This window comes from Blastococcus sp. SYSU DS0616 (assembly GCF_054051015.1).
This window is the reverse complement of record NZ_JBJHAJ010000006.1, coordinates 1-15,191: the sequence shown is the minus strand read 5'-3', so window position 1 is coordinate 15,191 and position 15,191 is coordinate 1. Positions and strand designations below refer to the sequence as shown.

11 protein-coding genes are annotated in these 15,191 nt (G+C 73.4%); all 11 read right to left on the bottom strand.

All coding sequences use genetic code 11. The features are described from left to right. Positions 1-44: 44 nt before the first annotated feature. The 11 genes from ACI79K_RS06045 to ACI79K_RS05995 all read right to left on the bottom strand — a co-directional run bounded on the left by ACI79K_RS06045 (position 45) and on the right by ACI79K_RS05995 (position 14,992). On the bottom strand, positions 45-929 hold the full coding sequence (locus ACI79K_RS06045) for an LLM class flavin-dependent oxidoreductase (RefSeq protein ID WP_456599227.1): 885 nt from the start codon (positions 927-929) through the stop codon (positions 45-47). Between the two features lie 158 nt (positions 930-1,087). After that, positions 1,088-1,945, bottom strand: a complete 858-nt coding sequence (locus tag ACI79K_RS06040; protein WP_456599226.1) for a nucleoside hydrolase — start codon at positions 1,943-1,945, stop codon at positions 1,088-1,090. 15 nt (positions 1,946-1,960) lie between these two features. After that, positions 1,961-3,478 (bottom strand): family 43 glycosylhydrolase, encoded by a 1,518-nt coding sequence (locus ACI79K_RS06035; protein WP_456599225.1) that lies wholly within the window; start codon positions 3,476-3,478, stop codon positions 1,961-1,963. Continuing rightward, positions 3,478-3,660, bottom strand: coding sequence for a hypothetical protein (locus tag ACI79K_RS06030; protein WP_456588011.1), 183 nt, complete (start codon positions 3,658-3,660; stop codon positions 3,478-3,480). Before ACI79K_RS06030 ends, ACI79K_RS06035 begins: the two co-directional genes overlap by 1 nt. A gap of 109 nt (positions 3,661-3,769) precedes the next feature. Then, the gene (locus tag ACI79K_RS06025; protein WP_456599224.1) at positions 3,770-4,702 is read right to left on the bottom strand and encodes an alpha/beta hydrolase fold domain-containing protein; all 933 of its coding nucleotides are present in this window, start codon (positions 4,700-4,702) and stop codon (positions 3,770-3,772) included. Further along, positions 4,699-7,335, bottom strand: a complete 2,637-nt coding sequence (locus ACI79K_RS06020) for a glycoside hydrolase family 78 protein (RefSeq protein ID WP_456599223.1) — start codon at positions 7,333-7,335, stop codon at positions 4,699-4,701. The genes ACI79K_RS06025 and ACI79K_RS06020 overlap by 4 nt, the downstream gene beginning before the upstream one ends. Beyond that, positions 7,332-8,249, bottom strand: coding sequence for an alpha/beta hydrolase fold domain-containing protein (locus ACI79K_RS06015; protein WP_456599222.1), 918 nt, complete (start codon positions 8,247-8,249; stop codon positions 7,332-7,334). The genes ACI79K_RS06020 and ACI79K_RS06015 overlap by 4 nt, the downstream gene beginning before the upstream one ends. After that, entirely contained in the window at positions 8,246-10,948 is a 2,703-nt protein-coding gene (locus ACI79K_RS06010) for a family 78 glycoside hydrolase catalytic domain (RefSeq protein WP_456599221.1), read from the bottom strand. Before ACI79K_RS06010 ends, ACI79K_RS06015 begins: the two co-directional genes overlap by 4 nt. 29 nt (positions 10,949-10,977) lie before the next feature. Beyond that, entirely contained in the window at positions 10,978-12,000 is a 1,023-nt protein-coding gene (locus ACI79K_RS06005) for an oligopeptide/dipeptide ABC transporter ATP-binding protein (RefSeq protein ID WP_456588016.1), read from the bottom strand. Next, entirely contained in the window at positions 11,997-14,054 is a 2,058-nt protein-coding gene (locus ACI79K_RS06000) for a dipeptide/oligopeptide/nickel ABC transporter permease/ATP-binding protein (RefSeq protein WP_456599220.1), read from the bottom strand. Before ACI79K_RS06000 ends, ACI79K_RS06005 begins: the two co-directional genes overlap by 4 nt. After that, entirely contained in the window at positions 14,051-14,992 is a 942-nt protein-coding gene (locus ACI79K_RS05995; RefSeq protein WP_456599219.1) for an ABC transporter permease, read from the bottom strand. Before ACI79K_RS05995 ends, ACI79K_RS06000 begins: the two co-directional genes overlap by 4 nt. Positions 14,993-15,191 lie beyond the last annotated feature (199 nt).

The window sequence follows — 15,191 nt, the reverse complement described above, 5'->3', positions numbered from 1 at the left end:
CGGCGAGCCGCTCCAGCGGCCGCTGCCTCAGTGCGACACCGGCGTCACAGGCCGTGGGCGTCGCGGACGAAGGACATGGCCGCCTCGGGGACGCCGCGCCCGTCGGGCCGCGGCCAGTGCACGGCGACCTCGCTCATGCCGCAGTCGGCCAGCCGCCCCAGGGTGTCGAGATAGCGCTCCCGGCTCTCGAAGGGCCACGCCACCTCCAGCCCGAGGAGCACCGAGCGGCGCAGCTCGGCCGGCGCGCGCCCTTCGGCCTCCAGCGCCTCGGTCAGCCGGCGGCTCTGGTCGGCGACGGCGGTGAACCACTCGTCCGGCCCGACGTCGGCGCCGAACGGGCCGTAGGTCACCCAGGCCGAGCCGTAGCGGGCCGCCAGCCGCAGCGCGCGAGGACCGGTCGCGGCCACGGTGAACGGCACCCTCGGCCGCTGCACGCAGCCCGGCAGCTGGTGGGCGTCCACCGCCTGGAACCACGTCCCGTCGATCGTCGCCACCGGCTCGCGGAGCAACCGGTCGAGCATCGCCAGCCACTCGGCGAACCGCTCCGCCCGCTGCGCCCGGCTCAGCGGCACTCCGCCCAGCACCTGTGCGTCGTGCCCCTCGGTGCCCACCCCGACTCCCAATTCGAGCCGGCCGCCCGTGAGCTGGTCGAGGGTCATGAGCTCCTTGGCGAACGGGACGGGGTGGCGGAAGTTCGGCGAGGCGACGAGCGTCCCGAGCCGGACCCGCTCCGTGCTGACCGCCGCCGCGGCGAGCAGCGGCACGGCGCCGTACCAGGGCCCGTCCGCAAGCCGGGGCCAGGTCAGGTGGTCGTAGGTCCAGACGGTCCGCACGCCCGCCCGCTCCGCGGCGCGCACGTCGTCGAGGAAGGTCGTGACCGGATGCCGGTCCGGGAGCACGACGGCCGACAGGTCGAGCGCGATCGTCACCTCCCCAGTCTGGCGTACGGATCGCCACCGGCCGGCTGCCCGGCCTCTCCCGGGGCCCGTGGTCCACCCCGGAGGTCGCGGCATCACGACGTCGACTGCGTCCGTCGCCGAGTACCGCCTCCGAGGCCGGCGCGCCGAGGACGCCGGCCCCGCGGCGCTCAGCCGCCGTGTCCCGCCCGGCGCTCGTGCAGGCGGAGCCGGGCGAGCAGGTCGGCGACCAGGAGGCGGAGGTCCACGTCGGTGCAGACCCGGCGGGCCGCGCGTCCGGGCCCGGCCGGGGACTCCGTCCAGGTGCAGGACGCGTCGTCGAGGGCGGTGACCAGGACCGGTGCGCTGTCGCCGAGCGGCCACAGCTCACCGAGCTCGATGAAGTCGGGGATCGGCAGCTCGGTGTACTGCCGCCACAGCCAGGCACCCAGCCGCCCGGCGCCGCCCACGTCGTGCTCCAGCTCCGCGACGGAGTACGTGCAGCGCCGGTAGGTCTCCAGCGGGAACTGCCAGACCGCGAGCTCCTTGAGCCCCAGCACCTCGCGGGCGGCCTCGGTGTCGGTGTCCCGGTTGTACTCGAAGGCATCGGCGTCCAGCGCTCCGCCGATCCAGACCAGGGTCAACCGGGGAGCGATCTCCGGGGCCTCCCGCAGCGCCTGGGCCACGTTCGTCAGCGGCCCCCCGCAGACCACGAAGAGCGGCAGCGCATCGTCCCGCCGCGCCTCGGCGACGATGGCGTCCGCGGCCGCCGACGAGGTGTCGCCCCCGCCGATCGGCACGTCGCACCCGGCGCAGACCACCGGCCGCTGGGTGCCCACCAGGTCGACCAGCTCCTGGGCGAGCGCAGCTCCGGCGGCCGCCGTGCCCTCGGGCGGGCCGAACACCGGACTGAGGTGCGAACTGGTCACCGCATCCACCCGGTTGGCGGGGCTGAGCAGGTGGTGGGCCAGAGCCATCAGCCCGTCCGGGTCGCCGGCCCAGTCGTTGTCGATGACGACGCGGCAGCGTTGGGTGATGCGCAGGGACACGTGTTCCTCCAGTGCTCAGACGGTGGGGACGGCGGCCGGGTCATCGGCGCCGGCGTAGGCGAAGGAGCGGACGACCAGCTCACCGGTGGAGCACCAGACGCCGAACAGCCTCCCGGTCATCCCGCCCGCCACCTCGGTGGAGACGTAGCGGCCGTCGATCCGGCCGAGCTCGGCGAACACGCCTGCGGCGTCCACCACCCCGGCGACCAGCTGGTCCGGGCCGAGCGCCGTCGAGGAGAAGTGGCCGTCGTCCGGCACGGCGCGGAGCTCGAGGACGACGTCCTCGCCCGCCGGGACCGAGGTCTCCCCCAGCACCTGCCGCAGCGCGCCCACGTGCGCGACTGCACGGACCCGGCCACCGTCCACCTCCAGGGCGAGCTGGTGCCGAGAATCCATGCGCACCGACAGCCCGCCGACCCCGTTCCCGTCCGCCGCCACGACCGCGCGGGCCCGGCAGTGCAGGTGCTCCTGTCTGCGTCCCACGAACGCGAGGTCCTCGGAGGCGAGGTCGCCGTCCCGAGCGCACAACCGCCAGCCGCCCTCGCCGCGGGTGAGCACCTCGCCGGGGAACCGGCGGGGCGAGACCCAGGAGACCGGCAGCTCGGCGCCGGCCAGCTCCTCGACCTCGACCGCGTCCGTCGGCGGGGCCAGCCACTCGCCGATACGCGGCCAGCCGTCCTCCCACACCACCTCGGCGGCGAACGTCTCGCGCCCGAGCACGTGGAACTGCGGGCTGGCCCCGCGCGGGCGCACGCCGTGGAAGACGACCGCCCAGCTGCCGTCCGGCCGCTGCACGAGGTCCGAGTGCCCGGTGTTCTGGACCGGTGACTCGATCCCCCGGTGGGTGAGCAGCGGGTTCCACGGGCACGGCTCGAACGGCCCCGACGGCGAGGGACCCCGCGCAATCGTCACCGCGTGCCCGCGTTCGGTGCCCCCCTCGGCGATCAGCAGGTACCAGTACCCACCGATGCGGTAGAGGTGCGGCCCCTCCGGGAACCGGCCGCCGGTGCCCTGCCAGACGTGCCGCCGTCCGGTCAGTGCACGACCGGACACCGGGTCGACCGCCTGCTGCACCGGGCCGGCCGGTCCGCCGGCGCCGAAGCCGGCGTAGGTGACCAGCAGGGTGCCGTCGTCGTCCCAGGCTAGGTCGGGGTCGATGCCTCGCACGTCGGTCAGCCGGACCGGCTCCGACCACTCCCCCAGCGGGTCGTCGGTGTGCACGAGGACCTGCCACCCGCCGTCGGCGAGGTTGGTGGTGATCATCCAGAACCGGCCGTCGTGGAACCGGATGGTCGGGGCGGTGATGCCACCCGAGCCCGGCGCCCGGGATACGTCGAGCTGGGACCGCCGAACGAGCACGTGCCCGGCCTGCTTCCACGTGACCAGGTCGGTCGAGCGGAACAGCGGCACACCGGGCGCGTACTCGAAGCTGGAGACGACCATCCAGTAGGTGTCCCCCACCCGGCAGATGCTCGGGTCGGGGTGGAACCCGGGGACGACGGGCCGCGGGTCCCCGGAGCCGGAGGGCGGCATCAGTCGTGGTCCTCGATCCGCCACTCGTCGTGCCAGTCGAGCACCGGCATCCCACCGTCGAACCGGACGGACAGCCACACGTAGCCGGCCACCGACGTGTCCGCCTGGGCCTGGATCCGGTTGCCGTCCGTGTCGAGCCAGACCTGTCCCGGCCGGATGGAGTCGTACGTCTCCACGGTCATGCGCGCAGCTCTGCCGTTCGTGGGGTCGTCTTCATGTCGACGGAGGGGTCGGCCCACCGCCGCCGCCCGGCTCGGCGGCGGTGGGCCGGAGGAGCCGGCGACGTGGGGTTCAGGACAGGTGCTTCCGGAGGAAGCCCACGGACCGGTCGAGGATCGGCTCCACGTCGATGGTGACGAACCCGTGGTCGGCGCCGTCCACCTCCACGAGCTCGGCCGACGCACCCACCTGCTGGAGGGCCGCCACGAGGCGCCGGCTCTGGACCGGGCCGACGGCTCCGTCCTGCGTGCCGTGAAAGGCCAGCACCGGCGGCGCGTCCGGGCGCACATAGGTGATCGGGCTGACGGCGCGAGCCCGGTCCTCGTGCTCGCGCAGGGCCCCACCGATGAGCTGACCGACCGGGGAGTCGGCGCTCTCGTGGTCCGCGCGCCCGCCGGTCGTGTCGTCCTCCTGCAGCGCCAGCACGTCCGTGACGCCGAAGAAGTCCACGACCGCTGCCACCGGGAGGTCGGGGCCCTCCACCCCGACGCGCGGGCCGAAGTCGCTCCGGTCGTGCGTGAACGCCAGGAGGAGGGCCAGGTGGGCACCTGCCGAGCCGCCCCACAGGGCCACGCGGTCGCCATCGATCCCGAGCTGCGCGGCGAAGTGCCGCACGTACCGGACGCCGGCCCGGACGTCGAGGAGCTGCGCCGGGAACGGCGCCTCGGCGCTGAAGCGGTAGGTGATCGAGGCGAAGGCCATCCCCGCGGCCAGGATCTTCTCGCGCATCGGGACGAAGGACGGGGACCAGACCTCTTCGGCCGCCCCCATGCGGAACGCGCCCCCGTGGATGAACACGACGACAGGGACGGGCTGCTCCGCCGCGGGCACGACGACGTCGAGGAGCAGGTTCCGGTAGCCGTCGACCAGGGCGAAGGTCTCGCTCCGGTAGGTCGTCCGGCCGTCGGGCCCCGGCACCCCGTGGGTGGGCGGGAAGCAGGTGGGCAGGGTGAAGGCAGGCGCGTCCTGCGCCGCAGCGGCGCCGTGCGACTCCGTGGTGGTCACTGGTGGTCCTCCGGGTTGAAGAAGAGCGCCGGCTTCTCGACCGGCGTCGGTTCGGTGATCTCGGCGGCGAAGGTGTGCCGGCCGGAGCCGACCTCCACCGGAGCGCTGCCGTCGGGCAACCGGATCTCCGCCGTCGTGCTGGGCGGCACCGTGACCTCCAGGGCGAACCGCGTCCCACCGGTCAGCGTCCAGGAGACCTCCGCCGTCCCGTACGGCGTCTCGTGCGTCGCGCCGGCCGACGTGAGCCCCGGCCCCGGACGGGGGGCCACCCTGAGCCGCCGGTACCCGGGCGCCGCCGGGGCCAGCCCGGCCACGGTCCGGTGCAGCCAGTCGGCGACCGCACCGAACGCGTAGTGGTTGAACGACGTCATCTCGCCGGGGTTGATGGTCCCGTCCGGGAGCATGGAGTCCCAGCGTTCCCAGATCGTCGTCGCCCCCATCGTCACCGCGTACAGCCACGACGGGTTCTCGCGCTGCAGGAGCAACTCGTAGGCGGTGGACAGCTCCCCGGCGTGGGTAAGTGCGTCGGTGACCAGGGGCGTGCCGAGAAAACCGCTGGCGATGTGGAACCCGTCCTTCAGCACCTGCTCGGCGAGCAGCCGGCCGGCATGCTCACGCTGCCCGGGCTCCAGCAGATCGAACTCCAGCGCCAGCGCGTAGGCGGTCTGGGACGGGAAGGCGAGGCGGCCGTTCGGCGACACGTACTCGGCGCGGAAGCGGACCGCGGCCCGGTCGGCGAGCTCGGCGAAGCGGCTCCCGTCGTGACCCAGCACCTCGGCCGCCTGCGCCACGGTCCGGGCCGAGCGTGCCAGGTACGCAGTGGCCACGCACTGCCACGGCGTGCGCGCGGCGGCCGGGTTGTCCGGCGGCGCCGCGGTGTCCAGCCAGTCACCGAAGGAGAAGCCCCCCTCCGGGAAGTCCAGGTGGGCACCGGCGCGACCGGCGAAGGCGTCGATCCAGGCGACCATCGACTCCCACTGGTCGGCGAGCAGCTGCCGGTCCCCGGAGCGCTGGTAGAGCACCCACGGGACGACGACGGCGGCGTCGCCCCACCCGGTCTCCGGGTTCTGCGGGAAGGGCAGCAGCGGCAGGAACGGCACGTACATCGGTACGACGCCGCCGTGGTCCTCCAGCTGCTCGACCGCGAGGTCGGCCAACCAGGAGCGCAGCATGCCGGCGGTGTCGTACAGGAACGACGCCGTCGGGGCGAAGACCTGCAGGTCGCCGGTCCAGCCCAGCCGCTCGTCGCGCTGCGGGCAGTCGGTGGGGATGTCGACGAAGTTGCCCCGCATGCCCCAGACGACGTTCTCGTGCAGCCGCTCGACGTCGGGGTCGGAACACGTGAACGTGCCGGTGCGGCGCAGGTCGGTGTGCAGGACGACGGCCTCGAGATCCGCCGGGCGCAGCTCACCCGGCCAGCCCGAGACCTCCGCGTAGCGGAACCCGTGGAAGGTGAACCGTGGCTCCCAGGTCCGCGGCCCCGCACCGTCGAGCACGACGACGTCGGTGGCGCGCGCGGCCTTGAGCGGGCGCGTGCCCAGCTCGCCGTGTTCCAGCACCTCGGCGTGCCGGACGGTGATCTCGGTGCCGGCGGGGCCGTCGGGCAGGGAGAAGCGGATCCGCCCCACGAGGTTCTGCCCGAAGTCGACCAGCGTCTTCCCCGTCGGGGACGTGGTGATGGCCTGGACGGGAAGGGTCTGCGTCCGCCGTACGGGCGGACCTGTGGGAGCCACCAGCGTGGTGACGTCCAGGTCGCCGACCTCGACCGGGGTCCACGTCGCGTCGTCGAAGCCCGGCGCCGACCAGCCGGGCAGCTCCCGGCGGGCGTCGTAGGTCTCGCCGTTGTAGAGACCGGAGCCGACCGTAGGCCCGCCGGCCGAACGCCACGAGCCGTCGGTGACCAGCACGGTCCGCGTGCCGTCGGGGTGCTCCACCTCCAGTTGCAGGAAGGCGCCGGTGCGGTCGCCGTACCACTCGCGCTTGCCGGTGAAGCCCACGTAGCCGGTGAACCAGCCCTCGGCCAGCTGCACGCCGAGGGCGTTGGCGCCCTCGCGCAGCAGGCCCGTGACGTCGTAGGTCTGGTAGCGCAGCCGGTGCCGGTAGCTCGTCCACCCCGGCGCCAGCACCACGTCCGAGACCGCCGCTCCATTGAGCTCGGCCTCGTAGACGCCCTGCGCGGTGGCGTACAGCCGGGCGCGGACGACCGGCTTCTCGAGGACGAACTCGCGCCGCAAGAGGGCGACCGGCTCCTCCACGTCGCGGGGCAGGACCGGCTGGACCAGCTCGGCGGTCCAGTCCGCGGGTTCCAGGAGACCGGCCTCGACGAGGACGTCCTCGCTCCACGCCGACGGCTCGGCGGCGCCCTCCGTCCAGACCCGCACGCGCACGGACCGGCGTTCCCGGCTCACGAGCAGCGGAGCCTCCCACGGGACGAGGACCGACTCGGCCGACGCGACGCGGCCCGACGACCAGACCTCGCCGTCCTCCGGCGCGATCTCCAGCTCGTAGGCGGCCTGGCGCCAGCCGGGCAGGTCGGTGCGCGTGACCCAGGACAGCCGCGGCGTCGTCTCCCCGATGCCGAACGGCTCCCGGTGGTGCTCGATCGAGACGGGTAGGACGGTCAGGTCGCTCATCCGAGCGCCTCCCTCAGGTAGTGGACGGACAGCTGCACGACGGCGTCGATGTCGTCGCAGCCGGTGAAGATGTGCTCGGCGCCCTCGACCGGGACCAGCCGGACGTCCACACCGGCAGCGCTCATGGCGTCCGCGAGCTGCTGGCTCTGGTTGAACGGCACCAGCCAGTCGGCGGTGCCGTGGATCAGCAGGAACGGCGGCGCGCCTGCGGTCACGTGGGTCACCGGGCTGGCGTCGGCCGTCGTGGCTTCGTCGAGGCCGGCGAGGAGGTGTTCCTCCGCCGGCACCCGCATCACCTCGGGCAGCTTCGCCGCGATGTGCGGCGGCGGGGTCACCCCCGGCATGGTCGACAGATCGGAGACGCCGTACCAGTCGACGGCGACGTCGACGCCGCTGGACGGCCCGACGACCCCGAGGTCGCCCTCCAGGTCGGCGCGGTGCCCGGTCAGGGCGACGAGCGCGGCGAGGTGACCGCCGGCCGACTCGCCGGCGACCCCGATGCGGGTGACATCGACGCCGAGTTCCCCGGCGTGCGCCCGCAGGTACCGGACGGCGGCCTTCGCGTCGTGCAGCTGGGCCGGGAAGGGCGCCTCGAGGGAGAACCGGTAGTCGATCGTGGCGATCGCCAGCCCCGCGGCGACGAACGCCTCGAACAGCGAGTCCGGCCGCAGCGTCTCCGGCAGGTAGCGGCGGTCGCCCGTCATCCAGGCGCCGCCGTGGATCCAGACGACGAGCGGAGCCGGTTTCTCCCCGGGGGGGACCCAGACGTCCAGCTGCAGCGGCCGGTAGCCGGCCGGGCAGGCGTAGGTGACGCCGGAGAAGACCCGGACGCCGTCGTCCCGCCGGGTCGCCGGAGGCGGCGGCAGGAACCGGGCGGGCCCCGCCCACTCGAACGCCTCGGCCTCGGCCGTCATCGTTCGGTTCCCTCTCCGTCCAAGGGGCTGGTGAACCGGTGCTCGCCGGGGCCGGCGGTCGTCGTGGTGCCGTCGGGCAGGACTACTTCGGCCTCCGTCCCGGCGGGGACGACCACCCGGAGATCGAACGCACCGCCGTCGATCCGCCACGCGGACTCGATCCGGCCGTACGGGGACTCGTGCGCCGCCTCGGCCGAGGTCAGGCCGCCGCCGGGGCGCGGATGGACGCTGAACCGGCGGTAGGCGGGATCGATCAGCTGCAGGCCCGCGGTGTACCGGTGGAGGAACGAGACGACCGCGCCCTTGGAGTAGTGGTTCAGCGAGTCGTGCGGCACGCCGTCGTCGTCCACGCCGCCCCAGCTCTCCCACACCGTGGTGCCGCCCCGGTCGATCATCGTCAGCCACGACGGCTCGGTGTCCTGCAGCAGCAGCTCGTAGGCGACGTCGACGTGCCCTGCGTCGGCCAGCACGGGAAGCAGGTACGGCGTGGCGAGGAAGCCGGTACCCAGGTGGGTGTCGGCCTTGCGGATCAGCTCGACCAGCCGCTCGGCGACCGCCGGCCGTAGCTCGGCCGGGACGAGATCGAAGGCCAGCGCGCGCACGTGGGTCGCCTGCGTGTCGGGGGTGAGCCGGCCCTCGGCGTCGACGTACTCCGCCTGCCACGCCTGCCGGGCCAGCTCGCTGAGCTCCGCGTAGCGGGCTGCGTCGTCGTGCCGGCCGAGGACCTCGGCGATCCGGGCCGCGAGCCGGGCGCTGTAGGCGAAGTATGCGGTGGCGACATGCCCCTTGTCGGCCGTCCGGAACTCGTCGTTGCCCGTTCCGAGGTTCTCGCCGGGCTCGAGCCACTCGCCCCAGTGGAAGCCGGTGTCCCAGAGGTGGCGCTCGTGCGGCGCGGGATCGGGATTGCGCTCGACGCGGGACGGGTGGCGCCCCTCCCGCGCCAGGCGCTCGGTGCGGTCCAGCCACCGCACCATCGTCGGCCACAGCTCGTCGAGCAGCTGTTCGTCGCCGTAGGCCCGGTAGATCTCCCACGGGACGATCACCGCGGCATCGCCCCAGCCGGACGAGCCGTTCAGGTGCCCGATCGGCCCGTCCCTGCCCTCGTGCCGTGGGCTCGGGCTGACGTTCGCGATCGTGCCGTCGGGCCACTGGTCGACGACGACGTCCCGGAGCCACTTGGTCGAGAACCCGGCCACGTCGTACAGGAAGGCGGCCGTCGGCACGAACAGCTGCCAGTCACCGGTCCAGCCGTGCCGCTCGCGGTGTGGGCAATCGGTCGGGATGTCGCAGGCGTTGCCGCGGAAGCTCCACAGCGCCGCCTCGTGCAGGCGGTCCACCCGCTCGTCGCTGCAGGAGAACCAGCCGGTGCGGCGCAGATCGGTGTGCACCACCACCCCGCGGACGTCGTCCACGGTCAGGTCACCGGGATGGCCCTCGATGCGCACGTACCGGAACCCGTGCGTGGTCCGGCGTGGCTCGAAGACGTCGCCGGGGGCGCCCGCGGACACCACGGAATCGACCTGCCCGGCGGAGAGCCGGTGCGGCAGGAACGGCATGTCGGGCTCGAGGTTCGCGACCGTGACGTCGCCGTCGGGCGCGAGCCACTCCCCGTGGGTCAGCGTGAGGTTCGTGCCGGCCGGGCCGAGGTCGGTGAGCCGGACCCACCCGTTGATGTTCTGGCCGAGGTCGATCACGTGGGCACCGCTCGCCAGCCTCGTCACCGAGCGCGGGACCAGCTCCTCGACCCGCCGCACCGGCGGGGCCGGCGAGTCGACGAGGCCCGCGTAACCGTGCTCGACGACGGCGACGTCGTCCCAGCCGGTGTCGTCGAAGCCGGGGGCTTCCCAGCCGCGCGGCAGCCGACGCAGGTCCCAGCGCTCCCCCTCGATCAGGTCCGCGGCGACGACGTGGCCGAGCGCGCTGCGCCACCCCGGACCCGAGCCCACCACCGCGGTCGAGCCGTCGTCGTACGTGAGGTGCAGCTGGACCAGCAGCGCGAGCCCGCTCCCCCACTGGTCGGCCGCCCGCGTCAGGCCGACCTGCCCCCGGAACCACCCGTCAGCGAGGACGATCCCCAGCGCGTTGCGACCGACCGAGACCGATGGGGTGACGTCGTAGGTCTGCACCTGCAGCCGCGCGTCGTACTGCGTGTAACCCGGGGTGAGCTCGGCGTCCCCCACCCGCCGCCCGTTGAGGAACGCCTCGTAGAGGCCCTGCGCGGTGGCGTGCAGCCGGGCGGCGGTCACCGGCCGGTCGGCGTCGAACTCGAACCGGAGCAGGGCGGCCGGCCGCGACCCCTTCGGGCCGCTGGGCATCCGGCCGGGCTCCACCCAGGACGCCTGCCAGTCCTCCGCCCAGAGCAGGCCGGTCTCGAAGGACGCCGGCTCGGACCACGGGCTCTCACCGAGGTCGGTGCCCACCCGCACCCGCCACTCCACCCGCTGGCCGGAGCAGAGCGGCGGCCCGGCGTAAGGCACCAGGAGGCCTCGGTCGCCCCCCACCCAGCCGGTGTCCCACCCGCTGTCGGTGGTGATCCGGTAGGCGCGCTGCTCGCGAGCGCCCTCGGGCAGCCGCCATGACAGCCGGGGCGCGGTGCTCCGCAGACCGAGCGCCTCGTCCAGATGCTCGACGCGCAGGCCGTGCGGCGCAGACGCGGAGCTCGTGTGCGCAAGGACCCCGGCGTCCTCGGCTACTCGCACGCTCGCGGCACGGCCCTCCACCGGAGCCGTCACAGTCCGGGGACGCGCTCGGCGTGATGGCAGGCGGTGACGGTCTGGTCCACCTGCCGCAGCGGCGGACGCTGCGCGACGCAGATCTCCGTGGCCAACGGGCAACGCGGCACGAAGGGGCAGCCGGTCGCGGCCGGAGCCGCTGAGCCGGCCACCCCGATGCCGAGGGCCTCGCGGGCCGCCCGGCGGGCGGCCTGCTCGGCCGGGCGCGGCACCGGGGCGGCCGAGTTGAGGGCCACGGTGTAAGGGTGCCGTGAGCGCTCCTGGACGGCCTCGGCCGGGCCCATCTCCATGATCTGCCCCCGGTAGAGCACCACCACCCGCTGGGAGAGGAATCGGACCACGCCGAGGTCATGGGCGATGAACAGGAACGACAGCCCGTGCCGGTCGCGCAGGTCGGCCAGGAGGTTGAGGACCTGCGCCTGGGTGGACAGGTCCAGCGCGCTCACCGGCTCGTCGAGGACGAGGACCTTCGGGTCGCAGACCAGCGCGCGGGCGATGGCGATCCGCTGCCGTTGCCCACCGGAGAACTGTGCGGGGTAGCGGTCGACCGCGTCGCCGGGCAGACCGACAGACTCCAAGCCTTTCCGGGCCTTCTGGAGCGCCTCCTGATGGCGCACACCCATGAGCCGCAGCGGCTCGACCAGCGTCTGGCCGACGGTGCGGGTGGGGTTCAGCGACGAGTACGGATCCTGGAAGACCACTCGCAGGTCCGCAGCCAGCCGACTGCGCTGCTTGAGCGGCATCTCGGTGATGTCCTGCCCGTGCAGCCTTACGCTCCCCTCGGTCGGAGGCTCCAGGCCGAGGACCGCCTTGCCGATGGTGGACTTGCCCGAGCCGGACTCCCCGACCAGACCAAGGGTCTCGCCAGGTGCGATGTCCAGGCTCACGCGGTCCACCGCCGGTGGCGCCTGCCGGGCCTTGCGTCCCCGGCCGTAGCGGACGACGAGATCGCGGACCTCCAGCGCCGGGGCCGACGCAGGGGCGGGGGCGGCGGACGGCGTATCGGCGGGTGCGGTCATCGGGACGCTCCAGCAGTCGGAATCGTCTGCCCGTTCCGGGCAGCGGTCGCACCGGCCGGCGTGGCGGCCTGCCTCGTGCCGGGGACGACCTCGTCTCCGGCGTGTTCGGGCGCCCAGGTGGCGGAGGCATGGGCGAGTTCATCGGCTCGGATGCACAGGACGGACCCGTCGCCGTGGGCGGGGAGCGACGAGAAGGGCTCGGTGCACTTGTCCCGTGCGAAGTGGCAGCGGCCGGCGAACCGGCAGCCGGTCGGCCAGCTCCCCGGGGAGGGCACGGTGCCGGGGATGGACGCCAGCCGCTCGGGCACCGGCTCGCCCTCCGACACGTGCGGGTTGGCGCCGAGCAGCGCCATCGTGTACGGATGTGCCGGGCTGTCGAGGACGCTCGCCACGTCCCCCGACTCGACGACGGTGCCCGCGTACATGACCGCGACGTCGTCGCAGATGTCGGCGACGACGCCGAGGTCGTGGCTGACGAGGACGACGGACAGGCCGCGGTCCCGGACGAGCTGACGCAACAGGGTCAGGATCTCCGCCTGGACCGTGACGTCGAGGGCCGTGGTCGGTTCGTCGGCGATGAGCAGCTTCGGCTCGCCGGTCAGCGCCAGGGCGATGGCGACGCGCTGCGCCATGCCGCCGGACAACTGGTGCGGGTAGCTCGCGAGCACCCGGTGGGCGTCGACGATCCCCACCTGCTGCAGCAGTTGGGCAGCGATCCGGCCGGCCTCCGCGCGGCCGACCCCGCGGATCCGGCGCAACGGCTGGGTCAGCTGGTAGGACACGGAGAACATCGGATCGAGGGCGACCATCGGCTCCTGGGAGATCAGCGCGATCTCCCGGCCGCGGATGGCGTTGAGTTCCTTCTCGTTCAGCCCGACCAGGTTGCGCCCCTGCCACAGGATGGAGCCGCCGGAGATCGAGACGCCGTCGGGGAGCAGACGGATGAGCGAACGGGCCGTCATCGTCTTGCCGCAGCCGGACTCGCCGACCAGCCCGAGGACCCGCCCCGGTCGCAGGTTGAACGACACCCCACTGACGAGCGCCGGACCGTCATCGACGGTGACATCCAGATCACGGACTTCGAGCAGCGCCTGCGGATCGGTAGAACGAGGTTCTCCCGTGGTCCCGGCAGCGGCCCTGGCCAGCGGGCGCTTGCGACGTCGCGTGGTCGCTGCGATCGACCCCTTGCTGGCGATGGCGTCGGCCAGCTCGTTGGCCGCGACGACGGTGAGCGCGAGGATGAAACCGGTCGGCACCATGAGCCACGGCGCGTTGAACACGTACGACGACGCATCCTGGATCATGAAACCCCAGCTCGGCTGCGGCTCGGCGGGGCCGAAGCCGAGGAAGGCCAGGCCGGCGACGATGAGCAGACCGATGCCGTAGAGCTGCGCAGCCTGGACGGCCACGACGGTGCCCATGGACGGCAGGACGTGGACGAGGTTGACCTTCAGCGAGCCGAGTCCGTTGACCCGCGCGGCGTCGACGTAGAGGCGCTGGCGCACCGACTTCGCGACGCCGAGCATGACCCGGTAGACGGCCGCGGAGATCATCACGCCGAGGATGGCCATGATGATGTAGATCCGGACGCCGATCACCCCGATCACGGCGAGCAGCATGATCGTCCCGGGAAGGGCGAGGAGCACCTCGGCCAGGCGGGTGGTGACCCGCTCGACGCGGTGCCCGCGCTCGGCGGCGACGAGCGCCATCGACAGCCCGATCCCGAAGGCGACGAGGACCGAGACCACGGAGGCGAGCAACGGCTCGGTGCCCGCGCTGAAGATCCGGCTGAGCAGGTCGCGGCCCAGCGGGTCGGTGCCCAGCCAGTGATCGGCCGACGGCAGTGCCAAGCGGTTGGCCGTGTCCTGCGCGGCCGGGTCGTAGGGCCGCCACAGCGGAGCGGTCAGCGACGCAACGACCATGAACACGAGCCATGCGGCACCGAAGATCCCGCCCGGGCGGCGCAGGAAATAGGGCAGTCCACGGCGCTTCGGGCCCTGTGGGACCGATTGGGTCGCCACCTCGTCGGCCGCGTCCAGGGGCAGCACACTCATGCGGTACGCACCTTCGGGTCGAGCGCCGCGACCACGAGGTCGAGCAGCAGGTTGATGACGACGACCACGACCGTGGCCACGATGACGACGCCGGTGAGCGCCGGGAAGTCGCTGGAGGCGGCGGCGATCTGCCCGGCCTGGCCGAGGCCTGGGAGGGCGAACAGGTTCTCGATGATCACCGAGCCGCCGAACAGGGCGATGAACTGGACACCGAGCACAGACACCACCGGCAGGCTGGCGAAGCGAAGTGCGTGCACGTACCGGACGCGCCACTCGGGAGTCCCCATGGCCCTCAGGGTTCGGATGTGCTCCTGGGCCAGCGCTTCGCCCATTCCGGCTCTCGCGGTCCGGGCGATGATGGCGGCCCCGCCGATCGACAGTGCGATCACCGGGAGCAGCAGGCTCTTGAACCAGCCGGCGGCATCAGCGGCGAAGGGGACGTAGCCGGTCGCCGGCAACCACCTCAGTTGGATGGACAGCGCATACACCAGCAGGATGCCGACCCAGAAGACGGGCAGGGAGAGCGCGACCCCGGCTCCTGTCGTGATGACCCGGGAGGTGCGTCCCCCTCGCACGGCGGCCGTGACCCCGAGGACCACGCCGACGACTCCCGAGAAGACCGTGGCGAGCAATGCGATGAACGCCGTGACCGGCACCCGGTCGGTCAGGTCCGCGGCGATATCGCGACCGTCGATGAGCGACGTGCCGAGGTCGCCGGTCACCAGACTGCCGAGATAGTCGAAGAACTGGACGTGCAACGGGTCGTTCCAACCCAGCGCCTCGTTCTCGGCGGCGATGCGCTCGGGGGTACCGCCAGGACCGAGGCGCACCGCACCAGGCGAGGTGTCGGTGGCGTGCACCAGCAGGAAGCTGATGAGGATCGCGGCGAGCACCGTGCCGACCGCCATGGCGAACCTCTTGGCGACGTAGCCGAGCATCAGGGAGTCCTTGGGCGTGTGGGGGCGACGTGCCCGTCCGGGATGGTGCAGAGGTGGGGGGGGGGGGGGGGGGGGGGGGGGGGGGGGGGGGGGGGGGGGGGGGGGGGGGGGGGGGGGGGGGCGGCGGGCGGGGGCGGGGGGCGGGGGGCGGGGGCGCGGCCGGCCGCGCGGTGGCGGCCCGCGGGGCGGACGAGGTCGG